The sequence below is a fragment of the Pseudomonas wadenswilerensis genome (assembly GCF_024749185.1).
GTDB classification, from domain to species: Bacteria; Pseudomonadota; Gammaproteobacteria; order Pseudomonadales; family Pseudomonadaceae; genus Aquipseudomonas; species Aquipseudomonas wadenswilerensis.
In genome coordinates this window covers 4,892,054-4,913,945 of the sequence record NZ_CP087191.1, presented here as the reverse complement: position 1 = coordinate 4,913,945, position 21,892 = coordinate 4,892,054, and the positions used below count along the sequence as shown (strand labels likewise).

General features: G+C 61.4%; 20 protein-coding genes. 7 read left to right on the top strand and 13 right to left on the bottom strand.

The genetic code is table 11. The annotated features are described in order from the left end of the window. Window positions 1-2: 2 nt before the first annotated feature. Window positions 3-656 carry a dUTP diphosphatase gene (locus LOY45_RS22485; protein WP_258578384.1) on the bottom strand — a complete coding sequence of 218 codons (654 nt, stop codon included), beginning with the start codon at window positions 654-656 and terminating at the stop codon, window positions 3-5. A gap of 1,438 nt (window positions 657-2,094) precedes the next feature. Between LOY45_RS22485 and LOY45_RS22480 the strand changes: the two genes are divergently transcribed. Then, window positions 2,095-2,625, top strand: a complete 531-nt coding sequence (locus LOY45_RS22480; protein WP_258578383.1) for a hypothetical protein — start codon at window positions 2,095-2,097, stop codon at window positions 2,623-2,625. A 67-nt stretch (window positions 2,626-2,692) separates the two neighbouring features. Here the strand turns inward: LOY45_RS22480 and LOY45_RS22475 are convergent, their stop codons facing one another. The 3 genes from LOY45_RS22475 to LOY45_RS22465 all read right to left on the bottom strand — a co-directional run bounded on the left by LOY45_RS22475 (window position 2,693) and on the right by LOY45_RS22465 (window position 3,720). Next, window positions 2,693-3,061 (bottom strand): YcgJ family protein, encoded by a 369-nt coding sequence (locus LOY45_RS22475; protein WP_258578382.1) that lies wholly within the window; start codon window positions 3,059-3,061, stop codon window positions 2,693-2,695. Window positions 3,062-3,124: 63 nt separating this feature from the next. Next, window positions 3,125-3,427 carry a DUF3077 domain-containing protein gene (locus LOY45_RS22470; RefSeq protein WP_258578381.1) on the bottom strand — a complete coding sequence of 101 codons (303 nt, stop codon included), beginning with the start codon at window positions 3,425-3,427 and terminating at the stop codon, window positions 3,125-3,127. A gap of 65 nt (window positions 3,428-3,492) precedes the next feature. Further along, window positions 3,493-3,720, bottom strand: a complete 228-nt coding sequence (locus tag LOY45_RS22465; protein WP_258578380.1) for a hypothetical protein — start codon at window positions 3,718-3,720, stop codon at window positions 3,493-3,495. A 466-nt stretch (window positions 3,721-4,186) separates the two neighbouring features. On the opposite strand from LOY45_RS22465, the gene LOY45_RS22460 reads away from it, so the two are divergent. Continuing rightward, window positions 4,187-4,789 (top strand): transglycosylase SLT domain-containing protein, encoded by a 603-nt coding sequence (locus LOY45_RS22460; protein ID WP_038998738.1) that lies wholly within the window; start codon window positions 4,187-4,189, stop codon window positions 4,787-4,789. Here LOY45_RS22460 and LOY45_RS22455 read toward each other — a convergent pair. Then, window positions 4,786-5,661, bottom strand: coding sequence for an EamA family transporter (locus tag LOY45_RS22455; protein WP_258578379.1), 876 nt, complete (start codon window positions 5,659-5,661; stop codon window positions 4,786-4,788). The two genes, LOY45_RS22460 and LOY45_RS22455, sit on opposite strands and share 4 nt — an antisense overlap. A gap of 95 nt (window positions 5,662-5,756) precedes the next feature. On the opposite strand from LOY45_RS22455, the gene LOY45_RS22450 reads away from it, so the two are divergent. Continuing rightward, complete coding sequence (locus tag LOY45_RS22450) at window positions 5,757-6,530, top strand: AraC family transcriptional regulator (protein ID WP_258578378.1); 774 nt, start codon at window positions 5,757-5,759, stop codon at window positions 6,528-6,530. A 14-nt stretch (window positions 6,531-6,544) separates the two neighbouring features. On the opposite strand, the gene LOY45_RS22445 is transcribed toward LOY45_RS22450, so the two are convergent. Together LOY45_RS22445 and cra are read right to left on the bottom strand one after the other, a co-directional pair. Then, entirely contained in the window at window positions 6,545-7,324 is a 780-nt protein-coding gene (locus LOY45_RS22445) for a TatD family hydrolase (protein ID WP_159389154.1), read from the bottom strand. A gap of 2 nt (window positions 7,325-7,326) precedes the next feature. Then, window positions 7,327-8,322 carry a catabolite repressor/activator gene (cra, locus tag LOY45_RS22440; RefSeq protein WP_010220638.1) on the bottom strand — a complete coding sequence of 332 codons (996 nt, stop codon included), beginning with the start codon at window positions 8,320-8,322 and terminating at the stop codon, window positions 7,327-7,329. A gap of 1,426 nt (window positions 8,323-9,748) precedes the next feature. Between cra and ptsP the strand changes: the two genes are divergently transcribed. The 3 genes from ptsP to LOY45_RS22425 are packed head-to-tail and all read left to right on the top strand — an operon-like array spanning window position 9,749 to window position 15,287. Beyond that, window positions 9,749-12,607 (top strand): phosphoenolpyruvate--protein phosphotransferase, encoded by a 2,859-nt coding sequence (gene ptsP, locus LOY45_RS22435; RefSeq protein ID WP_258578377.1) that lies wholly within the window; start codon window positions 9,749-9,751, stop codon window positions 12,605-12,607. After that, entirely contained in the window at window positions 12,607-13,554 is a 948-nt protein-coding gene (gene pfkB / locus LOY45_RS22430; RefSeq protein ID WP_258578376.1) for a 1-phosphofructokinase, read from the top strand. The genes ptsP and pfkB overlap by 1 nt, the downstream gene beginning before the upstream one ends. Further along, window positions 13,551-15,287 carry a PTS fructose-like transporter subunit IIB gene (locus LOY45_RS22425; RefSeq protein WP_258578375.1) on the top strand — a complete coding sequence of 579 codons (1,737 nt, stop codon included), beginning with the start codon at window positions 13,551-13,553 and terminating at the stop codon, window positions 15,285-15,287. The genes pfkB and LOY45_RS22425 overlap by 4 nt, the downstream gene beginning before the upstream one ends. On the opposite strand, the gene LOY45_RS22420 is transcribed toward LOY45_RS22425, so the two are convergent. Continuing rightward, window positions 15,288-15,518, bottom strand: a complete 231-nt coding sequence (locus tag LOY45_RS22420) for a DUF3820 family protein (RefSeq protein WP_233674192.1) — start codon at window positions 15,516-15,518, stop codon at window positions 15,288-15,290. A 203-nt stretch (window positions 15,519-15,721) separates the two neighbouring features. Between LOY45_RS22420 and LOY45_RS22415 the strand changes: the two genes are divergently transcribed. Next, window positions 15,722-16,198, top strand: a complete 477-nt coding sequence (locus tag LOY45_RS22415; protein WP_115085341.1) for a PA2169 family four-helix-bundle protein — start codon at window positions 15,722-15,724, stop codon at window positions 16,196-16,198. Here LOY45_RS22415 and LOY45_RS22410 read toward each other — a convergent pair. The 5 genes from LOY45_RS22410 to LOY45_RS22390 all read right to left on the bottom strand — a co-directional run bounded on the left by LOY45_RS22410 (window position 16,195) and on the right by LOY45_RS22390 (window position 21,886). Then, a complete protein-coding gene (locus tag LOY45_RS22410) occupies window positions 16,195-17,688 on the bottom strand; it encodes a GGDEF domain-containing protein (protein WP_258579323.1) in 1,494 nt (497 codons plus the stop codon). The two genes, LOY45_RS22415 and LOY45_RS22410, sit on opposite strands and share 4 nt — an antisense overlap. Before the next feature lie 194 nt (window positions 17,689-17,882). Beyond that, a complete protein-coding gene (locus LOY45_RS22405; RefSeq protein ID WP_258578374.1) occupies window positions 17,883-19,214 on the bottom strand; it encodes an OprD family porin in 1,332 nt (443 codons plus the stop codon). Between the two features lie 206 nt (window positions 19,215-19,420). After that, window positions 19,421-19,636, bottom strand: coding sequence for a hypothetical protein (locus tag LOY45_RS22400; RefSeq protein WP_115085343.1), 216 nt, complete (start codon window positions 19,634-19,636; stop codon window positions 19,421-19,423). Between the two features lie 218 nt (window positions 19,637-19,854). Beyond that, window positions 19,855-21,237, bottom strand: a complete 1,383-nt coding sequence (locus tag LOY45_RS22395; protein ID WP_115085344.1) for a heavy metal sensor histidine kinase — start codon at window positions 21,235-21,237, stop codon at window positions 19,855-19,857. Continuing rightward, window positions 21,212-21,886, bottom strand: a complete 675-nt coding sequence (locus LOY45_RS22390; RefSeq protein WP_115085345.1) for a heavy metal response regulator transcription factor — start codon at window positions 21,884-21,886, stop codon at window positions 21,212-21,214. The genes LOY45_RS22395 and LOY45_RS22390 overlap by 26 nt, the downstream gene beginning before the upstream one ends. Window positions 21,887-21,892: the final 6 nt, after the last annotated feature.

The window sequence follows — 21,892 nt, the reverse complement described above, 5'->3', positions numbered from 1 at the left end:
ATTCAAATAATTGACTTGTACGCACATTCCAATTTGCTATATAGGTCGGTAGCAAAGGTTGGAGAGTCGATGGGCAAGCTCTCAATGATTTCGCTTAGCCAGACGTTGTCTTCTTTGTCTTTCCAGATTTTTATATAAGTTCCAGATTTGTATCCGTTGTCTTGTCGGAAAGAATTTAGGACATTTTTACCTACGTAGGACTTATAAAGTTCATCTGCACCAAGTCCGCTTAGCTTTGCTAGATCTACATAGGAGCCAATATCAAAGGACTTTTTGGATAGAGTTGCAGTTGTAAACGACTCAATGGCATGCAGCAGTTCGGCTTTAGAACTCCCGCGGTTGCCGACCCCAAGTGCAATAATCGAAGGTGTAACTATTTTTGCTGCTTCAGATAGATTTTCGGTTTTAGCCAATATTTCGCTTAGGCCGAAATGCCAAATGTCTACTAACTCAAGCTTCATCTGATGAATGTCACTGTCTTGAGACTTCCACCATTTCCAGCCAATGTGGTCCATTAACTCGGCACATTCAGTCCAGATCGCCCTGTACCAAGGGTTGTTCTCATCGCGCCATGCTTTGTTAATCTTGCTATTTATTTCATCCTGAAGGCGCAGCATAGTTTCTGCTTGATTATTTTCTGCTGTTAGACTGTCCATGTGAAACCTCTGCTTGATACTACGATAGTGATCGAGTTAGTGAGACTGGCTCCGATATTACCATCTAATTCTAAAGCCGTCTGCACTAGCTGAGCTCAGTGGCGGCCCTGCATGCAATGGCGGCCACGGCCTATCGGGCCTCAGCGTATGTGCCCATCGCCCTCGGTGAGAGACTGACCAAGCCCACACCTTTTTCAGAGTGGCTACCGGGGTTTGTGGAGGCGTCGCTAATCGCAATTCAAATCAAAAAGTTTAATTCCTATCATGACTTTAATATGTTTAAAATTTTCTTTTTAATCTTTATAAGGGCGAAGCTAATGAGCGGGATAATTGGGTAATAATTTTATTCGCAGGGGCTCTAATGGTTTTCTTGATGATTCTATCTTCGCGGGAATAGTTGGAGCTGAAGAGGGTTGTGAGGCGCGTAATAAAATCAGTTATTTATCCCTGGGTTATAATCGGCTGCGGTTTATGGTTATTGTTTGAATTTCGGCATTTAGTATATGGTTCAAGCATGCGAACGTTTCGTGTTGGATTTATTACCGTGCTTGGCTCGCCGATGTCTAGAAATTTTTGATAAATTAAATGCTATTGCTTTCTATGGCGGAGTTTTATACGAGAGGGGTAGGCGACATAGTTTTATTTGAAGGTGCATTAGTTAACTGTATACCAAGCATCTTGATGCGAAGGATACATGCACTCCATCCAGAGCGCTCCTTGATATCGGGCGAGAGCTTAGAGGTAGCTTTAGAGATACAATCGATACTTGGTTTTAAAAAACACATAAAAATCAATTGATTGCTTAATATTTCGATTCCTGTCTCCGCACCAGAGAACAGTTTCTAGCAGTCTATGATTGTCTACGAAACGCCCAACCAAGCCCGCCTTGCGCGGGCTTGGTTGTTTCTGTCTGTCTCGACGGCTGTGTCCTGTTCGGAGGAGGCACCGTAAAATGTTACGCTGAGGGTTTCAGTTTCACCTTCTACGACACTCTATCGAATCAGCGTGTTTCCCTGTACGTGTCTCCAGTGCAAATGAGCGCCTATCGCTATCGGCGGTATCTGAAAGCGAAGAGGTGAGGTACGTTACGTTGTTCATGCTGGGAATTCTCGAGGGAAATTCGAAAGGCGAAGGGATTGATCTGAACGTCGAGGATCTGAGGTAGTTAGCTTTTGTTCCGGGGCCTCCGAAGGAGCCGGTAAAGCCAGCTTGAGCCCAGCGATGGTTAGTAGCTACTCCCCCCTGACGGTTGGATTCGCCGGTATTCGCCTGTATCCACACCAGATATCTGATTTATAGCTATCTAGGACCTCTACTATGTTAATTCTGGGATCTCCTGATATTTTGTTGTCTATCTGCTGGCCCAAGGACTAAACAGGGACATTCGGGTGGTACCATCGATCAGTATTGCGGATAATGGATACAATGGAATCACGGAGTGTTCAGTGTGAAAAAGTGTAAGTCAGCTTTAGTCGGCATAGTATCGCTGTGCCTAGCAGCCTGTGAGAAAGGACCATCGTATGACTTCGAGGGCACGTACTTCATAACTGAAGGTGAAGGCTGCACGAATCCGGCAAGTGCAGAAGATAGCGAGAAGTATTTTTTGGAAATAACCAGGCAAGCAAACAATGGAAGCGTGTCGTACTCCGCCAAGCTCCCATCAGTTGCAAAAGCCGAAATGCCCATTACTAGCGTGCAAAACGTCTCCCCCACCAAAGACAATGAACTCACGTTCAACTTCACTCACGCCAAGGTGCGCGGCGCCATGCCCGAGAGCTCAAAGATGAGCTTCGAAATCTCTGTAGTGCCGAATAAAAATAAGGAAAACCATCTATGGCTGACTAAACAAAAGGCCATCATGGTTCGGGACGAGAAAGTATCCGAGTACGATGTTCTTGATAATTTGAGAAGATTTTTCGAGCTCGGGAAGGCAGGGGCTTGCTTGAGAAAGGGAACAGCGGAGGGCTGAGTACAAAAGGGGGGGCAGTGTTGGCGAGGATAACCAGACGCGCTCAACCTCGCCCGCCACCTTTCGGTCATTCGCCAAACAGCGCCCTGGTGTATTTTTCTGAGACGGCCCCGGATCGTTCCCCGTTCGCGCCGTAGTAGCGATCTTCACGACATAGCCGCGCTTTCACGTCGCAGAAAATCCCGTTAGCGAAGGTGAACTCGGTCAGGTCAACGTCACTCGATGTGAATACGTCGGTCGCAGCTGCCTTCTTGCCTAGATACTTTTCCGTTAGCTCGCGGGAGATGCCTTTGTCATTGGCGCACACGTAACGGTCGCAGAGCACGCCCGACACTGGCGTTTTCAGTACGGCTCGCTGTTTGGCCTGTGCGGGCATCACGCCCACCGCCAGCAGCAGCGCCAAAGAAAACGAAAGATGTGATTTATTCATACTCATTGGACTTCGTTCAGTGGGTTTCAGATTTACGCAAGCCACGGCGCAGCAGGTTAGCAGACCATGTTAAGGCAAAGAGGTTTCTACGAGACCAGGCGATTCATTCGCCGTCGCCAAATCCTCAACCAACGCCTTCGCCATCCCACTCAGAAAATGAGCCGCACAAGCCATCGCCTCATCCTCTTCAATCATCACCTGATGAGTCAGCTTGCTCACACACCCCATTAACAAAGCCGCCTGCTCCAGAACAAATTCCGCACTGTGCCCTGGCTCAACCCGAAACAATCGTTCAGTGGTCTTCCCGCCCTGGCCTTCGCCGAACGTACCAACACCTATCGTTTTCAGAACTGAAGCACGATCTTCGCTCATCCATACCTCCCAAAGCAGGCAGCCAGCCTTGCCTAAGCAACACTGGCGCTCGCCTGAAGAAAGCCTCAGTGCTTCAACTGAACCTTGCTCAAAGCCACTTCAACCAAGCTTCGGGCGTGTTCAATCTCATGCATGGTCGCCAAGGTCAGTACTTGCTCAGGTGGCCTGGGATGGAGCAGCACTGTCTGCTGAGCAATAGTCAGCGCGCGGACCAAGTATCCGGAAGTCTGGACGAGAAGGTCTTCAAGGGATGGGGTGGGATGATGCGGTGGATCAGGGACGATCTTGAGCATGCGAACCTCTAGAGTCATTGAGGCTGCTACAGACCTGCTGTCAAACAAGTAGGTGGCAGCGGTACGCGGGTTGACAGACCGAGGACTCTAGAAACTCGGCGCACACGAGGTGCCCCACGTACAGCCGCCATAAAGCGTGCACGTGTTCTAGAGATCTGGAGGCCTGTCAAAGCCTGTCGTTAAAGGTCAACGACCGGTCGAGACTAGAGTGAGGCCAATGCCATCGCAATGGTTTACGCGCGGCAAAAGTATGATTGGGAAATGGACTACATGGAATCAGGAAATTCTGAAGATTTCCGCCGCTAAAGTACCGTTCTCGCGACTATTCGTTACAAATCCACAACACCTCTCTGGTGACCCTGCCATCACCCACGCCATCATAGGAGGTCACCGCAACCTGGCCCGGCCAGGCGCTGCGATTTATACGAAGGGCAACGAGAGCCCTCTTTTTCTGCTGGGGCGATGGATGAAGCAAGGGCGAGTGTGGGCGCTGATGTTGATGGTTGCGGTCTTGTCGGGCTGCGCCACGGCGCCGCCGAGGGATCAGAACAATCTGTGCAATATCTACCGCGAGTACCCGGACTGGTACGAAGATTCGCTGAAGATGCAGCAGCAGTTCGGCACGCCGCAACATGTGGCGATGGCGATCATGAAGCAGGAAAGCAGTTTCGTCTCCGATGCGCTGCCGCCCCGCGATTACTTGCTGTGGGTAATTCCGTGGGGGCGGGTGAGTTCGGCCTATGGTTATGCACAGGCCCAGGACCCGGTCTGGGGTGAGTACAAGACCGGTACCGGCAATGGCGGCTCGCGCGACAACTTCGATGACGCGGTCATGTTCATTGGCTGGTACACCGCCGGCACCCAGCGGCAGTTGGGGATTTCCAAGTGGGATACCTACAACCAGTACCTGGCCTATCACGAAGGGCGCGGCGGTTTTAGTCGTGGGACCTATCGCAGCAAGCCGTGGCTGATGCAGGTGGCGCGCAAGGTGGAGGCGCAGTCGCGGCTCTACGGTGCCCAGCTCAAGGCCTGTCGCCAAGAGCTGGAAGATGATCGCGGTTGGTTTTAGACCGTTCGGCGCAACAGCGGGCGGGTCTTGATCAGCCCCGCTGCAAGGGCCGCCAGAATGAGGGCAATGGCAATGCCTTCGTTGCGGTCGATGTGATGGCCGAGCATGACGATGGAGCCGGCGATGCCGAAAATCGGGATCAGCAACGACAGCGGCGCAACGGTTGAAACCGGGTATTCGCGCAGCAACAGGTTCCAGCCCCAGTAGCAGAAGTGCGTCGCCGCGTAGACCTGGAACAACAGCGATAACACTGCGACGCCCTCGATGTGGCTGGCCAGGGCGGTGAACGGCGCGCTGCCCTGGCTGAGCCAGGTGAGCAGCAGCAAGGGGATCGGCGGGAAAAGGCTGGCCCACACCACAAAGGCAAACATCTCACGCACTTTCGAGCGTTTGATGATGACGTTGCCAACGCTCCAGCTGAAGGCGCTGACCAGCAATACGCTGTAGCCCGCGGTCGTTGCCTGGCCGGGGCTGTTGGCGATAATGCAGATCAAACCCAGGGCGGCGAGTACCACGCCAACGCACTGGCCAAGGCTCATGCCTTCGCGAAACAACAGCACGCCCCAGCCCAAGGTGAAGAAGGCACTGAACTGGATCAGCAGGGCAGCGGTGCCGGGTGGCACGCCCAGGCTGATCCCCAGGTTGATCAGTGCCCACATCGCCACGCCGAAGATCAAGCCGTAGGCGACCAGCCAGCCCAGGGCCACGGGTGGTCGTTTGATCAAGAACACCCAGGGCAGGGCGGCGAGGCTAAAGCGCAGGGCGGTGAGCAACAGCGGGTCGATCTCGGCCAGGGCCAGTTTGCTGATGGGGAAGTTCAGGCCCCAGACGGCTGTCACCAACACGGCGAGCAGCAGGTGTTTTCGTTGCATGGTGTTGTTATCCACAGGCGGGCAGGGCGCAACTATGCGCAATGCGGCTGCTGGCCCGCTTGCGCTACCGGGTCGCAGATCGGTAGATTCGGGCCATGATTGAAATTGACCTGTCTGAACACATTCCCCGCGACGCGGTGGTGACGTCCGTTGACTATGCCGATGGCCATCACTTCGCCCTGCACACCCACCCGCGCGGGCAGTTCGCCTATGCGGCCTGTGGGGTGATCACCGTGTTCACGCGCCAGGGCAACTGGGTGGTGCCGCCGCAACGGGCCATCTGGGTGCCGGCGCAGGTACCCCATGAGATGGTCATGAGCGGGCCGGTGACCATGCTCAACACCTACATCAGCAACGCGGCGGCGGCACGCTTGGGGCTGCCGGGGTTGTGTCAGGTGTTCGATGTTTCGGCATTTTTGCGTCAGTTGATGATCCAGGCGGCGCAGGTGCCGGCGCTGTATGCGCAAGAACAGCGCGACGGTCATTTGATGGCGTTGCTGTTGCACGAAATCGCCAGCATGGCGCCGCTGTCGCTGAATGCGCCGCTGCCGGATGATCCGCGCTTGGCCCAGGCTTGCCAGCGGCTGTTGCAGCAACCGTCGCTTGAGGTGAGCATCGATGACATGGCCGGGCAGGTGGGCAGGAGCCGGCGCACCTTCACCCGGCTGTTTCGTCAGCAAACCGGTATCAGCTTTGTCGAATGGCGCCAGCAGGCGTGCCTGTTGGCGGCGGTGGCACGCCTGGGCAATGGCGAGTCGGTTACCCGGGTGGCGATGGACCTGGGCTACAGCAGCCCCAGTGCGTTTACCAGTGTTTTTCGTAAAGCCTTGGGGGCGGCGCCGAGTCGGTATTTCAGCAAGGAAGGGTGAGGCGTGCGGCAGGGTTATTCCCAGCCAAACAACTCACAGGCATTGCCCGTACTCGCCTCAGCCAACCGCTCAACCTCGATCCCCATGATCCCAGCCAGCGCCTGGGCAATCTGCGGCAGATGCTCCGGGCTGTTGCGCACGCCCGGGAACATCACCGGCGCCATGTCTGGCGCGTCGGTTTCCAGCACCACGCTGTCTAGCGGCAACTGCGGCAGCACCTTGTGCAAGCGCAGCGCCTGCGGCCAGGTCGCGGCGCCGCCAAGGCCGAGTTTGAAGCCCAGCTTGTGATACTCGCGCGCCTCTTCAACGCTGCCGGCAAAGGCGTGGATGATGCCTCCGCGCTTGAGCTTGTAGCGCTTGAGCGTGGCGATAACCACGGCGTGGCTGCGGCGTACGTGGAGCAGGGCGGGCAGGTTGCAGTCAACGGCCAGTTGCAGCTGGGCTTCGAACAGCGCCTGCTGGCGCTCGCGGTCGAGTTCGGGCAGGTAGTAATCCAGGCCGAACTCGCCGACGGCGCACAGCTGGCGCTCACCCTGCAGGCGGGTCAGCCAGTCGCCCAGTGCGACCAGGTGTTCGGGGCGGTGCTGGTCGAGGTACACCGGGTGCAGGCCGAACGCCGCGTACAGCTGCGGGTCGCTGCGCACCAGGTCCCAGACCCGCTGCCAATTGCTTTGATACACCCCCAGCACCACCATGCGCTCGACCCCGCCGGCCCGGGCATTGGCCAGCAGGGCCGGGCGGTCGGGGTCGAAGTCTGGAAAATCCAGATGGGTGTGGGTGTCGATCAGGCGCATGGTCAGGCCGTGAAGATTCGCTGTTTGAAGGTTCGACCGATGGCGTGCACGCCCGGTTCGTATTGCTTTTGTTCAACAGCGGCGAGGGCCAGTTTGAGCGCGGTTTCGGCGATCAGGCCGTGTTGCTGGGCCATGGCGTTGACCGGCAGCGGCAAGAAGTCCAGCAACTGGTTGTCGCCGAAGGTGCCCAACTGCAGGCTGCGCGAGTCGGCCGGGCGTGCTTGCAGCACGTCGAACACGCCTTGCAGCAGCACGTAGGAGGTGGTCACCAGGGCGTCGGGCAGGCGGCCGAGTTCTTCGATCAGTTGGTTCATCAGGCGCTGGCCGCACTCGCGGCTGAAGGCTTCGCCTTGCAGCCGGCTGATCTTGCCGTTGAAGCCTTCCAGGGCCTGGTCGAAGCCGCCGGCGCGGGCCTGGCTGACGCTCAGCTCCGGGCGGGCGCCGATCAGGGCGATGTGCGCGGGTTTGGTGGCCAGCAGGCTGCGGGTCAGTTGCTGGCTGGCGTTGCGGTCGTCGCTGACGATCGAGCAGAAGTGCGCCGGGTCGAGGCTGCGGTCGATGGCGATGATCGGCAGGCCCTTGGCTTGCAGTTCGCGGTAGCTGTCGTCTTCCGGCGGCAGGCAACTGGCGACGAATAGGGCGTCGCAACGGCGGGCGCGGAACAGTTGCTGGAGCTGGCGCTCGCTCTCGGGCTGGTCGTCGCTGCTGGCGATCAGCAGTTGGTAGCCCTGGGCCCGGGCGCGTTGCTCCAGTTGCTTGGCGATGCGTGCGTAGCTGGGGTTTTCCAGGTCGGGGAGGATGAACCCCAGGGTACGCGTGTGCCGGCTGCGCAAACCTGCAGCCTGGGGGTTGGGGGTAAAGCCATGGGCTTCGACCACCGCCCGCACCCGCTCGACAGTGCTGTTGCTGATGCGTTGCTGTTCGGCCTTGCCATTGATGACGTAGCTGGCGGTGGTGACGGACACACCGGCCAGACGCGCGATATCGCTGAGTTTCACCGCATTTTCCTTGTTATTACCGAGACTGGCTGCAGAGCCTGACCGGGTATTGTCGCCGATCCTGTGAGGACGGCGCAGACGACCATTGTCGCAATTGTCCTACAAGATGGGCAATGTTGTTCACATCGGTGTGAGCAACTGTCATTGGCAGGTAGCCAGCATATCAGGCGGTGCCTGGGTTGCGACCGCTTCGCGCTCGATCGCTGGCAAGTCCAGCTCCCACAGAGTTGGCGCAGTACCTGTGGGAGCTGGCTTGCCAGCGATGAGGCCAGTGCAGCCAACAAAGTAGGTGGCGCTTGGGTTACGACCGCTTCGCGCTCGATCGCCGGCAAGGCCAGCTCCCACAGAGTTGGCGCAGTACCTGTGGGAGCTGGCTTGCCAGCGATGAGGCCAGTGCAGCCAACAAAGTAGGTGGCGCTTGGGTTACGACCGCTTCGCGCTGAATCGCTGGCAAGGCCAGCTCCCACAGAGTTGGCGCAGTACCTGTGGGAGCTGGCTTGCCAGCGATGAGGCCAGTGCAGCCAACAAAGTAGGTGGCGCTTGGGTTGCGACCGCTTCGCGCTCGATCGCCGGCAAGGCCAGCTCCCACAGAGTTGGCGCAGTACCTGTGGGAGCTGGCTTGCCAGCGATGAGGCCAGTGCAGCCAACAAAGTAGGTGGTGCCTGGGTTGCGACCGCTTCGCGCTCGATCGCTGGCAAGTCCAGCTCCCACAGAGTTGGCGCAGTACCTGTGGGAGCTGGCTTGCCAGCGATGAGGCCAGTGCAGCCAATAAAGTAGGTGGCGCTTGGGTTACGACCGCTTCGCGCTCGATCGCCGGCAAGGCCAGCTCCCACAGAGTTGGCGCAGTACCTGTGGGAGCTGGCTTGCCAGCGATGAGGCCAGTGCAGCCAATAAAGTAGGTGGCGCTTGGGTTGCGACCGCTTCGCGCTGAATCGCTGGCAAGTCCAGCTCCCACAGAGTTGGCGCAGTACCTGTGGGAGCTGGCTTGCCAGCGATGAGGCCAGTGCAGCCAACAAAGTAGGTGGCGCTTGGGTTGCGACCGCTTCGCGCTCGATCGCCGGCAAGGCCAGCTTCCACAGAGTTAGCGCAGTACCTGTGGGAGCTGGCTTGCCAGCGATGAGGCCAGTGCAGCCAACAAAGTAGGTGGTGCCTGGATTGCGACCGCTTCGCGCTCGATCGCCGGCAAAGCCAGCTCCCACAGCGTTGGCGCAGTACCTGTGGGAGCGGTGCAGCTCCAGCAATACGACAAGCAGGGCTTCATTGATCGCACATTATCGAGTAACGTGCTCGTGAATCTAGATTAAACGTTTCAGCAGGCGATTTTCTGCCGATCCATTCGCCTGGACAGGGCCATTGTAACTGGCCCTACGCTGAACAATTCACAACAATACCTCAGCACCCACCTGGTGCTGCAAAGGAGAAGGTCATGCTCGAGCTCACCGTGGAGCAGATATCCATGGGCCAGTCGGCTGTGGATAAGTCGGCGGCACTGCACCTGTTGGCCGAGCGCCTGGTCAGCGATGGCCTGGTTGCCGACGGCTATCTGGCCGGCCTGCAAGCCCGCGAAGCGCAAGGCTCGACCTTCCTCGGCCAAGGTATTGCCATCCCCCATGGCACCCCCGAAACCCGCGAGCTGGTGCACGCCACCGGCGTGCGCCTGCTGCAGTTCCCCGAAGGGGTGGACTGGGGCGATGGCCAGATCGTCTACCTGGCCATCGGCATTGCCGCGCGCTCCGATGAACACCTGCGCCTGCTGCAACTGCTGACCCGCGCCCTGGGCGAGACTGACCTGGCCGAAGCCCTGCGCCGCGCCAGCTCCGCCGAAGCCTTGCTCAAGTTGCTGCAAGGCGCGCCGCAAGAGCTGGCCCTGGATGCGCAGATGATCGGCCTGGGGCTGCCCGCCGAAGATTTTGATGAGCTGGTGTGGCGCGCCGCGCGCTTGCTGACCCGTGCAGAATGCGTTGGCGGCGGTTTTGCCGGGGTGTTGCAGCAGGTTGATCCGCTGCCGCTGGGCGAGGGCCTGTGGTGGCTGCACAGCGAGCAGGCGGTGCGCCAGCCGGGCCTGGCCTTCGTCACCCCGCAACAGCCGCTGCGCCACAACGGCCAGCCGGTGCATGGCCTGTTCTGCCTGGCCAGCCTCGGCGCTGCGCATCAAGCCTTGCTTGAGCGCCTGTGCACGCTGTTGATCGAAGGCCGCGGCCAGGAGCTGTGCCGCGCCACCAACAGCCGCACCGTACTGGAAGTGCTGGGCGGCGAGTTGCCCGCCGACTGGCCGAGCGCCCGTATCGGCCTGGCCAACGCCCACGGCCTGCATGCGCGCCCGGCCAAGGAGCTGGCGCAACTGGCGAAACACTTTGACGGCGAAATTCGCCTGCGCCTGGTCGACAGCGCCCAGCCCGCAGTGTCGGCCAAGAGCCTGAGCAAGCTGCTCAGCCTCGGCGCACGGCGTGGGCAGATTCTGGAAATCATCGCTGAACCAGCCATTGCCAACGATGCCTTGCCTGCGCTGCTGGCAGCGATTGAAGCGGGCCTGGGCGAAGAGGTGGAGGCGCTGGCGCCCGTCGTCGAGGTGCTCATCGAGGTGATGGCTGAGCCTGAACTTGTCGCGCCCGTAGCCGGTGCGCTGATCCAGGGCGTTGCCGCCGCACCGGGCATTGCCAGTGGCCCGGCGCATATCCAGGTACTGCGCGAGTTCGACTACCCGTTGCGCGGTGAGTCGCTGCCCATCGAGCGGCAACGCCTGCAGCAAGCGCTGGCCAATGTGAACCACGAAATCGAAGCGCTGACCCAGCGCAGCCCGGCCAAGGCCATCCGCGAGATTTTCGTCACCCACCAGGAGATGCTCGCCGACCCGGACCTCAGCGACGAAGTCGACCAGCGCCTGCGCCAGGGCGAAAGCGCGGCGGCGGCGTGGATGGCGGTGATCGATGCCGCCGCGCGCCAACAGGAAGCCTTGCATGATGCGCTGCTCGCCGAGCGCGCCGCCGACCTGCGCGATATCGGTCGGCGGGTATTGGCCCAACTGTGTGGCGAAGCCGACGTGTCGGCGCCGGAGCAGCCTTATGTGCTGGTGATGGAGGAGGTCGGCCCGTCGGATGTGGCGCGACTCGACCCGCAACGGGTGGCCGGGATTCTTACCGCCCGTGGCGGCGCCACCGCCCACAGCGCCATCGTCGCCCGCGCCCTGGGTATCCCTGCCGTCGTTGGCGCTGGCGATGCCGTGCTGCTGATTGCCCCGGGCACGCCGCTGCTGCTTGACGGCCAACGCGGTCGCCTGACCGTGGCGCCAGCCGCTGACGAACTCGAACGTGCCCTGGCCGAACGTGACCGTCGCGAGCAACGCCTGCAAGCCGCCAAGGCCCGGCGTCTGGAGCCGGCGATCACCCGCGACGGCCATGCCATCGAGGTGTTCGCCAATATCGGTGAAAGCGCCGGGATCGAAGCGGTGGTTGATCAAGGCGCCGAAGGCGTCGGCCTGCTGCGCACCGAACTGATTTTCATGGCCCACCAGCAAGCCCCCGACGAAGCCGTGCAAGAGGCCGAATATCGCCGCGTGCTCGATGGCCTCGCCGGTCGGCCGCTGGTGGTGCGCACCCTCGATGTCGGTGGCGACAAGCCGTTGCCCTACTGGCCGATCGCCAAGGAAGAAAACCCCTTCCTCGGCGTGCGCGGCATTCGCCTGACCCTGCAACGCCCGCACGTGATGGAAAGCCAGCTGCGTGCCCTGCTGCGGGCCGCCGGCGACCGGCCGCTGCGGATCATGTTCCCGATGGTCGGCCAGCTCGAAGAGTGGCGCCAGGCCCGGGCCATGGTCGAGCGCCTGCGCGAGGAAATCGCCGTCAGCGACCTGCAGCTGGGGATCATGATCGAGGTGCCGTCGGCCGCCTTGCTGGCGCCGGTACTGGCCCAGGAAGTGGACTTCTTCAGCATCGGTACCAACGACCTGACCCAGTACACCCTGGCCATCGACCGCGGCCACCCGAGCCTCTCGGCGCAAGCCGACGGCCTGCACCCGGCGGTGCTGCAGCTGATCGACATCACCGTGCGCGCCGCCCATGCCCATGGCAAGTGGGTCGGGGTGTGCGGCGAGCTGGCGGCCGATCCGCAGGCGGTGGCGCTGTTGCTCGGCCTTGGCGTCGATGAGCTGAGCGTTGCGGCAAGGAGCATTGCCGAGGTGAAAGCCGAAGTACGTGAACTGAATTTTGAACATGCCCGGCAGCTGGCGCGCCAAGCGTTGCTGCAGGGCAGTGCCGGCGCAGTGCGGGCACTGGTGGAGACCCGTTGATGGCCAAGATACTGACCCTGACCCTGAACCCGGCGCTGGACCTCACCGTCAGCCTCGACAGCCTGCAGGCAGGTCAGGTCAACCGCAGCCAGGCGCAGCACAGCCACGCCGCCGGCAAGGGCCTGAACGTCGCCCAGGTGCTGGCCGACCTCGGCCATAGCGTCACCGTGGGCGGCTTTCTCGGTCGCGATAACCTGGCGCCGTTCGAGGCCCTGATCGCCCGCCGTGGTTTTGCCGATTGTTTCGTGCGGGTGGCAGGCGAGACCCGTTGCAACATCAAACTGGTCGAAGCCAGTGGCCAGGTCACCGATATCAACGGCCCCGGCCCGCAGGTCGATGAGCAAGCGCGCCTGGAACTGCTGACCCGCCTTGAGCAGATCGCCCCCGGCCACGCTGCGGTGGTGGTCGCCGGCAGCTTGCCGCGGGGCATCAGCCCGCAGTGGCTGCAGATGCTGCTGGCCCGGCTCAAGGCCATGGGCCTGAAAGTGGCCCTGGACAGCAGCGGCGAAGCCTTGCGTGCCGGGCTTGCCTGCGCACCGTGGCTGGTCAAGCCGAACACCGACGAGCTGGGTGAAGTGCTGGGCAGCGCTGTGCATGACTTTGCCGAACAGCAGCAGGCGGCGACCCGCCTGATCGGCCAGGGCGTCGAGCATGTGGTGGTGTCCCAGGGCGAGCAGGGCGTCAACTGGTTCCGCCAGGGCAGCGCCCTCGGCGCCGTGCCGCCCAAAGTCAAGGTAGCCAGTACCGTCGGTGCCGGTGACTCGCTGCTGGCGGGCATGGTCCATGGCTTGCTGAGCGCCGATAGCCCTGCGCAAACCCTGCGCCGGGCCACGGCGATTGCCGCCCAGGCGGTGACCCAGATCGGCTTCGGTATTAACGACCGGGCGCAACTGGCGCAGCTGGAAAGCCAGGTGCAGCTGACAGAACAACAAGAGGGTTGCAGATGAACATTGCCATCGTCACCGCCTGCCCCAATGGCCAGGTGTCCAGCGTGCTCAGCGCGCGCCTGCTGGCAGCGGCAGCCCAGCGCCAGGGCTGGAGCACCAGCGTCGAAGTGCACGACCCGCAGCAACCCGAACGCCAATTATCCGAAGCCGCGATTGCCGCCGCCGACTGGGTGCTGGTGATCAACACCGGCCCACTGGACCTGCGCCGTTTCGCCGGCAAGCGCCTGTACCAGAGCACCCCGGCGCAAGCCCTGACGGAGGTGGAGAATTTTCTGCGTGAAGCGGCCGACAAGGCTGTGGTCTATCAGCCCGAAGCCGAGCAGGTTGCAGCCCCTGTCGAGCGCAGCGCCAAAGTCGTCGCGGTCACCGCCTGCCCGACTGGCGTCGCCCATACCTTCATGGCCGCCGAAGCCCTGCAGCAGGCGGCGCAGCAACTGGGCTACCAGCTCAGCGTCGAGACCCAGGGCTCGGTAGGCGCGCGTAACCCCTTGTCGGCAGCGGCCATTGCCGAAGCCGATGTGGTGTTGCTGGCCGCCGATATCGAGGTGCCCACTGCGCGGTTTGCCGGTAAGCGCATCTACCGCTGCGGCACCGGCGTGGCCCTCAAGCAGGCCCAGGCGACGCTGAAGAAAGCCCTGGCCGAAGGCCGCGAAGAAGCTGCCGCGCAAGGCGACAGCGCAGCCCCGGCCCGCAGCGAAAAAACTGGCGTGTACAAGCACCTGCTCACCGGCGTGTCGTTCATGCTGCCGATGGTGGTGGCCGGTGGCTTGCTGATCGCGCTGTCGTTCGTCTTCGGTATCGAAGCCTACAAGGAGCCCGGCACACTGCCTGCCGCCTTGATGCAGATTGGCGGTGACGCGGCCTTCAAACTGATGGTGCCGTTGCTGGCCGGTTACATCGCCTATTCGATTGCCGACCGCCCAGGGCTGGCGCCCGGGATGATTGGTGGCTTGCTGGCCAGCATCCTGGGCGCGGGTTTTATCGGCGGGATCGTCGCAGGCTTTCTCGCCGGTTACAGCGCCAAGGCCATCAGCCGCTGGGCGCGCCTGCCCAGCAGCCTCGAAGCACTCAAGCCGATCCTGATCATCCCGCTGCTGGCCAGCCTGTTCACTGGCCTGGTGATGATCTACGTGGTCGGCAAACCGGTGGCCGGCATGCTCGAAGGCCTGACCCATTTTCTCGACAGCATGGGCACCACCAACGCGATTCTGCTTGGGGTGTTGCTGGGCGGGATGATGTGCGTCGACCTGGGCGGGCCGATCAACAAGGCGGCCTATGCGTTCTCGGTCGGGCTGTTGGCTTCGCAGAGTTATGCACCGATGGCCGCGACCATGGCTGCGGGCATGGTGCCGCCGATTGGCCTGGGCATCGCCAGCTTCATTGCCCGGCGCAAGTTCGCCCAGAGCGAGCGCGAAGCCGGCAAGGCGGCGCTGGTGCTGGGCCTGTGCTTCATTTCCGAGGGGGCGATTCCGTTTGCCGCCAAGGACCCGCTGCGGGTGATCCCGGCCAGTGTCGTCGGTGGCGCGCTGACCGGCGCCTTGTCGATGTATTTTGGCTGCAAGCTGATGGCGCCCCATGGCGGCCTGTTCGTCATGCTGATCCCCAATGCGATCAACCATGCCTTGCTGTATCTGCTGGCGATCGTCGCCGGCAGCCTGCTGACGGCGCTGGTGTATGCCGTGCTCAAGCGCGGCGAAGGGGTGGAGCTGGCGGTGCAGCCCGCCAAGGCCTGATCAGCTGCGCGGGCGCGGGTGCTTCTTGCGCAGGGGCACCAGCAGGTCGCTCAGGCCGTTGTGATCGACCTCGTGCATCAGCGCCAGCAGGCCGCCCAGCTCGCCCTTGGGAAAGCCCTGGCGGGCGAACCAGTTGAGGTAATCACCAGGCAGGTCGGCGATCAGCCGGCCCTGGTACTTGCCGTAGGGCATTTCACGGGTGACCAGCAGGACGAGGGCTTCCGGGTTCATGGCAACGCTGTTCTTTGAAAGGATGAGGCCAACATACATGCAATCTGCATGAAGGCCAAAGGACAGTTCATGCAGAACGCGTGGAAGTCATAAGTTCATTTAATTTCAAGTCATTGAAAGTAAACGATATTTTATAAATTATCAGGCTGGCACGAACCCTGCTCCGATCTATTGCATCTTCCCTCATGCAAAGGAGCAATGTCATGACTACCCCCAACAAAGAAGTCGTCTCGGTTCTCAACGAACTGATCGAGTTCAGCAAGGATGGCGAAAAGGGTTTCAAAACCTCTGCCGAGGATGTGAAGAATCCCCAGCTGAAAAGCTACTTCATCCAGCGTGCTGGCGAATGCGGTACCGCTGCCGCGGAACTGCAGCAGCAAGTGCGCAGCCTCGGTGGCGATCCGGAAACCTCTACCAGTGTCAGCGGTGACCTGCACCGTGGCTGGGTCAACCTGAAGTCGATGCTCACCGGCAAGGATGAAGCCGCGGTGCTCAACGAAGTCGAGCGCGGCGAGGACCATGCCCTGAAAGCCTACAAGGACGCCCTGGAAAAACTGGCCCGCCTCAACACCCTGCCAAGCAGTGAGGTCTATGCCCTGGTGGAGCGTCAGTACCATGGCGTGCAGCGCAACCATGACCAGGTCAAGGCCCTGCGCAACGAGGCTCGCGCCCGCTCTTAAGCGGCGGCTTCGACCCGGTTGCGACCGTTGCCCTTGGCACGGTAAAGCGCCTCATCGGCAGCGCCCAGCAAGGTCTGAAGATCTTGCTGGGTGCCTGGCGTGTGGCAACCGATGCCGATGCTCACGGTGACCGGCGCCGTGTCATCGCCAAACGGCGGCAGCGCTTCGACTGCCGCGCGAATACGCTCAGCCAACAACCGCGCCCCTGCCAGTTCGGTCTCCGGCAACACCACCAGAAACTCCTCGCCACCGTAGCGCGCGGCCAGGTCGGCCGGGCGGCGGATGCTGCTGGCTATTGTTGTGGCCACTTGGCGCAAGGCGGCATCACCGCCCGGATGACCATGGCGATCGTTGAACGCCTTGAAGTGATCGACATCGACCATCAGCACTGCCAGCGGCCGGGCATTGCGCTGGCTGCGTGCCCATTCCTGGCGCAGTACCTGGTCCAGGCGCCGGCGATTGGCGAGGCCAGTCAGGCTGTCGGTGGCGGCGAGGGCGGCCAGGCCTTGTTCGGCGCTCTGCCGGCGGCGCAATTCGCGGCCCAGCAGCAAGGTCAGCCAGAGAATGCCGATGCACAGCACACCGGTGGCCACGCTGACCAGCAAGGCCGTGCGCCGCCACGACTCGAAGACTTCGTCGGCGGAGTGGGCGACGATAACGATCAGCGGCAAGTCGCCGACCCGGGCAAAAGTAAACAGCCGTTCTTTGCCGGTGCGGGTGGAGATGCCGGCAAAGGTGCCGCTGACATCCGCGCGCATGCGCTGAAAATTCGGCCGGTCGCTGTAGTTCTGGCCGATGCGCGGTTCGTCGGGCGTGCCCGGCTGGCGCACCAGCAGGGCGCCATCGGTGTTCATCAGGTTGATGCTGCTGTCGCTGCCGATATCCAGACGCTGGAACAGCGTGCTGAAGTACGACAGGCGCAAGGCGCCGGCAGCCACCCCGAGAAACTCACCGTTGGGCCCGGAAATGCGCCGGCTGAAGCTGATGCACCAGTCCAGGTCGCCCAGCCGCGCCTTGAATGGCTGGCCAATCAGCAGGCCCAGGTTGGGGTTGTTGCGGTGCTGCAGGAAGTCTTTGCTGTCGGCGAAATTGGCCTGGCGCGGGATGGCGCTGGTGGAGTCGGCGACTACATTGCCCGTGGCATCGAGCCAGAGGATATCGCCGCGTACCGGTGCGGTAACGGCCTGGTTGAAGAGAATCTGTTGGCGCAGCTCGGCGGGTACGGCGAGCAGTTCCGGGCGCTGTACGGCCCAGATCAGGCCTTGCAGCGAGAGGTCATAGAGTTCGACATTGCGCACGATGTCGCTTTCGATCAGTTGCACGATGTTGCTGGCCGAGCGTGCGGCGGCCTGTTCGACGCTGCTGCGTTCGCGCATCAACAGGAAGGTGACAATGGCAACGATGGCGAGCACCGCGAGGCAACTGCCCAGATTGAGGATCAGCTCCGGATGAGACTTGTACAGGGTGGATCGCTGGGATCGGGTGGGCAACGTCATGGTCACTGATGCCGAAGACCGTCTGGAAAGTGCGGTATTACTGCGCGGCGGCCGTATTCTAGGGGGCTGGGGATTGTCGGACAAGGATTTAATCGTGTCGTCTGACGAATGCAGGAGCGGGCTTGCCCGGCGATTGCAATGGGCCAGGCACATCGCATCGCGAGGCAAGCTCGCTCCTGCACTGCCGATCAGAAAATGTTCAGCGGGTAGTCAACGATCACACGGTACTCATCGACATCGTTGTCGATATGCGAGTAGCCCTGGGTGCCACGGTGCGAGGCCCAGCGCAGCAGCACCGAAAGGTCCTTGAGCTGGCCTTCCTGGAATACGTACCGCAGGTCGACGTCGCGTTCCCAGTGCTGGGCGTTCTCGCCGTCGGCGTTGTACCAGTGGCCGTAGCCGACGCTATTGGGGTCGACCTTGCTCATGTCCAGCTCACCGCGCGAGTAGGACACCACCGAGCTCAGGCCCGGGATCCCGGCACCGGCGAAGTCATAGGCGTACTTGAGCTTCCACGAGCGCTCGTTGGGGCCGTTGAAGTCCGAGTAGATCTGCGAGTTGTCCAGGAAGATGCTGTCACCCTGGTTGATGTAGTCGAACGGCGTGTTGCCGTTGACCCGCTGGTACACCGCGGTAAGGCTGTTGTAGCCGACGTTGACGGTGAAATGCAGGCTGTAGGTGTTGTTGTCGATGTGCCCGAGCAGCGCCTGACCGGTGTCCTGGGTGTGATAGAAGTGCAGGCCGGGGTTGAGGCTGACCAGCTCGTTGACCTGCCAGGTGTAGTCAACGTCGAAGTAGTACTGGTTCCAGATGTCCTCGAGCTCGGCGGCATACAGGCTCGAGGTCAGGTTCGGCACGCCGCTCCAGGCCACGCCGGCCCAGTTCAGGTGGCGGCTGTCGCGCTCGTCCTGCAACTTGCTGTAGAAGGTGTTGATGCGCCGATGGCCGCTCTGGTTGTAAGGCTTGGTGAAGCTGGCCTGGCCGGCTTCGAGCATCACCCCGTCAAAGCTGTTGTTGGTGACGCTGACGCCGCGGAAGGTCTGCGGCAGCATGCGCGACTCGCCCCCGGCGATCACCGGGTTGGTGAGGAACAGGTCGCCGGCCTTGAGCACGGTGTCAAACGCCTTGAGCTTGAGCGCAGCACCGGCCGTGGAGAACGAATCATGGGCCTTGCCCGGTTGGCCATCACCCTTGGTGTTGATCGGCAAAATGCTCGAGCCCGAGGTACCGCCGCCGCCGTCGAGTTTCAGCCCGAGCATGGCGTAGGCATCGAGGCCGAACCCGACCGTGCCCGGGGTGTAGCCCGATTCGAACTTGCCGAGAAAACCCTGACCCCATTCGCGGTTGTCACGCACACCTGGCAGCAGCTGGTTGCGGTTCAGGTAGTAGTTGCGTGCGTGCACGTTGAGGCTCGACCCTTCGATAAAACCTTCGGCCTTTTCCTCGTCGGCCTGGGCGGTGAAGGGCATCGTTGCAGCCAATGCAACGAACAGCGGGGTGAAGCGTAAAGCAGTGTTCACCGGTGTGGACTCCTTGGGGTGAATGTACGGCAGTTTTTATTGTGCGAAAGACGGTCTTGTCATGAACAAACGAGCCAGCGCGCTGGCACTTTTCGACACACGAAAAAAAAGCCGCTGATCGGCAGCGGCTTTGAAAGACAACCGCACAGGCGCTCAAGTCACCTGTGCGGCCATCGAGGGAGTCGAAGGGGTGGAACGTGGGCCGATCAGCTTTCGGAGGCGTCACTCGCATCAGCCTTGGAAGCGGTCTGTTCCAGGCTTTGCGCCTGCTCGGACTTCTGTGCGGCGATGGCTTCCTGGAGGACGGCGGCACGCTCGGCATTTCGGGCAACAAAGGCCTGGGATTCTTCAGCCATGGCCAGTGGCGACAGCAACAGGGACGACAGGACGAATACGCTGGCAACACCCATACTGTTGGACATTTGCAATAACCTTCTTGCTTGGCAAGAGTGAATTAGGTCTGAGTAAATTAGTCGGAAATGGGTGGGAGAAACAGTGACTTTTGGGATAAGCACTGTTGCGTCCAAGGTAATAGTTGACCGGGGGCTGCTTTCGCAGCCCATCGCTGGCAAGGCCAGCTCCCACAGGAGTGGCGTGCACCGATCTATTGTGGGAGCCGGCTTTGCCGGCGATGAGGCCCTCAAGCCGGTAACAAGATCCCGAAGGTATTGGCCCCCGCCTGGCTGCGCACAAACACACTGCCGCCGTGCATCAGCGCAATCGCCTTGACGATCGCCAGGCCCAGCCCGTGGTTGCCACTGCCACTGTTGCTGCGCGCCGCATCCACCCGGTAGAAGCGCTCGAACAGCATCGCCAGGTGCTCCTCGCCAATCGCCGGCCCCGGGTTGCTCACGGCGATACTCACCTGGCCATCCTGCTCCTCGATGCGCACCTGGATCACCTGCTCGGGCAGGGTGTGCTGCACCGCGTTGTTCAGCAGGTTGATCAACGCCCGGCGCAACTGGGCCTTTTCGATCCGCGCCTGGGCATCGCCACTGACCTGCACGCGGATGTGCGCGTCTTCGAGGATGTAATCCAGGTAGTCGAGAGTGGTCGCCACTTCTTCGGCAAGCGAGGTGGAGGTCAGCGCCGTGGCCTTGCTGCCCTGGTCGGCGCTGGCGAGGAACAGCATGTCGTTGATGATGCTGCGCAGGCGTTCCAGTTCCTCGAGGTTCGATTGCAGCACCTCGAAGTAGTGCTCGGCACTGCGCCCACGGGTCAGGGCCACCTGGGTCTGGCCGATCAGGTTGGTCAATGGCGAGCGCAGTTCATGGGCGACGTCGGCGTTGAAGGCTTCCAGGCGGCTGTAGGCCAGGTCGACGCGCTCCAGAGTCGAGTTGAAGGCGCTGGCGAACTGCGCCAGCTCCGGCGCCAGGTCGGCCAGTTGCAGGCGCCCGCTCAGGCGCGGCGGCGCCAGCTTCTGGGCTTCGGCCGAGAGCGCCAGCAGCGGCCGCAGGCCAACCCGCGCGACCCAGTAACCGAGCAACGAGGCCAGCACCACGCCGAACACCGACAGGCTGATGATTGCCACCAGCAAGGTGTGCTGGGTGTGCCAGAAGGTCTCGGTGTCGATGCCGATCAAAAAGCGCAGGGCCGGCCGCGTGCCCATGGCCGGCAGTTCGCTGACCAGCACCTTGTACGGATAGGGGCTGCCGGCCAGGTGCAGGTCGCGCATGCCCAGCGGGCCCTGGGCGAAGTTGCGGAGGCTGGCGTCGGGTTGGCCGTATTCGAACGGGCTGGCGCCGCTCACCACCCAGAAACGGATGCGCCGGTCTTCTTCGCTGAGCAGGTTGAGCTTGTTGGTGATCTTCAGCCAGTGCTCGCGGGTGTCGTAGCGGGTCAGCGATGACTCCAGCACGCTGAAGCGCGCTTCAAGCTCTGCGGTGGGCAGCAGGTCGAGGCTGCGGTCGACCTGCTTGTACAGCGCCGTGCCGATCAGCAGGAACACGCCCAGCGCGACCAGGGTGAACAGCGCGCTCAGGCGCAGGGCGATGGAGTTAGTCGGCACGGTTTTCCAGAACATAGCCCATGCCCCTTATGGTGTGCAGCAGTTTGGTTTCGAAAGGGCCGTCGAGCTTGGCGCGCAGGCGCTTGATCGCTACCTCGACGACGTTGGCGTCGCTGTCGAAATTGATATCCCAGACCAGCTCGGCGATGGCCGTCTTGGACAGGATTTCACCGTGCCGCCGGGCCAGCACGCTGAGCAACGAGAACTCCTTGGCGGTCAGCTCCAGGCGTTGCCCGGCGCGGCTGGCCTTGCGGCTGATCAGGTCGACCCAGAGGTCGGCGACCTGGATCTGCACCGGCTCATGGGCGCCGCCGCGACGGGTCAGGGCCTGCAGGCGGGCGACCAGTTCAAGGAAGGAAAACGGCTTGCCCAGGTAGTCGTCAGCACCTTCGCGCAGGCCATGAATGCGGTCTTCGACCCGCTCGCGGGCGGTGAGCATGATCACCGGCGTCTGCTTGCGCGCGCGCAGGGCGCGCAGCACGCCGTAACCGTCGAGGCCCGGGAGCATCACATCGAGGACGATCACCGCGTAGTCACCTTCCAACGCCATGTGCAGGCCATCGATACCGTCGCGCGCCAGGTCTACGGTAAAGCCTTGCTCGCTCAGGCCGCGGTGCAGGTAGTCGGCGGTTTTTGCTTCATCTTCGATAATCAGCACACGCATGATCGG

Bases quoted from the DNA above. Each gene is read 5' to 3' on its own strand.
- LOY45_RS22485 (WP_258578384.1), bottom strand. From the start codon at position 656: ATGGACAGTCTAACAGCAGAAAATAATCAAGCAGAAACTATGCTGCGC.
- LOY45_RS22475 (WP_258578382.1), bottom strand. From the start codon at position 3,061: ATGAGTATGAATAAATCACATCTTTCGTTTTCTTTGGCGCTGCTGCTG.
- LOY45_RS22470 (WP_258578381.1), bottom strand. From the start codon at position 3,427: ATGAGCGAAGATCGTGCTTCAGTTCTGAAAACGATAGGTGTTGGTACG.
- LOY45_RS22465 (WP_258578380.1), bottom strand. From the start codon at position 3,720: ATGCTCAAGATCGTCCCTGATCCACCGCATCATCCCACCCCATCCCTT.
- LOY45_RS22460 (WP_038998738.1), top strand. From the start codon at position 4,187: ATGAAGCAAGGGCGAGTGTGGGCGCTGATGTTGATGGTTGCGGTCTTG.
- LOY45_RS22455 (WP_258578379.1), bottom strand. From the start codon at position 5,661: ATGCAACGAAAACACCTGCTGCTCGCCGTGTTGGTGACAGCCGTCTGG.
- LOY45_RS22450 (WP_258578378.1), top strand. From the start codon at position 5,757: ATGATTGAAATTGACCTGTCTGAACACATTCCCCGCGACGCGGTGGTG.
- LOY45_RS22445 (WP_159389154.1), bottom strand. From the start codon at position 7,324: ATGCGCCTGATCGACACCCACACCCATCTGGATTTTCCAGACTTCGAC.
- ptsP (WP_258578377.1), top strand. From the start codon at position 9,749: ATGCTCGAGCTCACCGTGGAGCAGATATCCATGGGCCAGTCGGCTGTG.
- pfkB (WP_258578376.1), top strand. From the start codon at position 12,607: ATGGCCAAGATACTGACCCTGACCCTGAACCCGGCGCTGGACCTCACC.
- LOY45_RS22425 (WP_258578375.1), top strand. From the start codon at position 13,551: ATGAACATTGCCATCGTCACCGCCTGCCCCAATGGCCAGGTGTCCAGC.
- LOY45_RS22420 (WP_233674192.1), bottom strand. From the start codon at position 15,518: ATGAACCCGGAAGCCCTCGTCCTGCTGGTCACCCGTGAAATGCCCTAC.
- LOY45_RS22415 (WP_115085341.1), top strand. From the start codon at position 15,722: ATGACTACCCCCAACAAAGAAGTCGTCTCGGTTCTCAACGAACTGATC.
- LOY45_RS22400 (WP_115085343.1), bottom strand. From the start codon at position 19,636: ATGTCCAACAGTATGGGTGTTGCCAGCGTATTCGTCCTGTCGTCCCTG.
- LOY45_RS22395 (WP_115085344.1), bottom strand. From the start codon at position 21,237: ATGTTCTGGAAAACCGTGCCGACTAACTCCATCGCCCTGCGCCTGAGC.
- LOY45_RS22390 (WP_115085345.1), bottom strand. From the start codon at position 21,886: ATGCGTGTGCTGATTATCGAAGATGAAGCAAAAACCGCCGACTACCTG.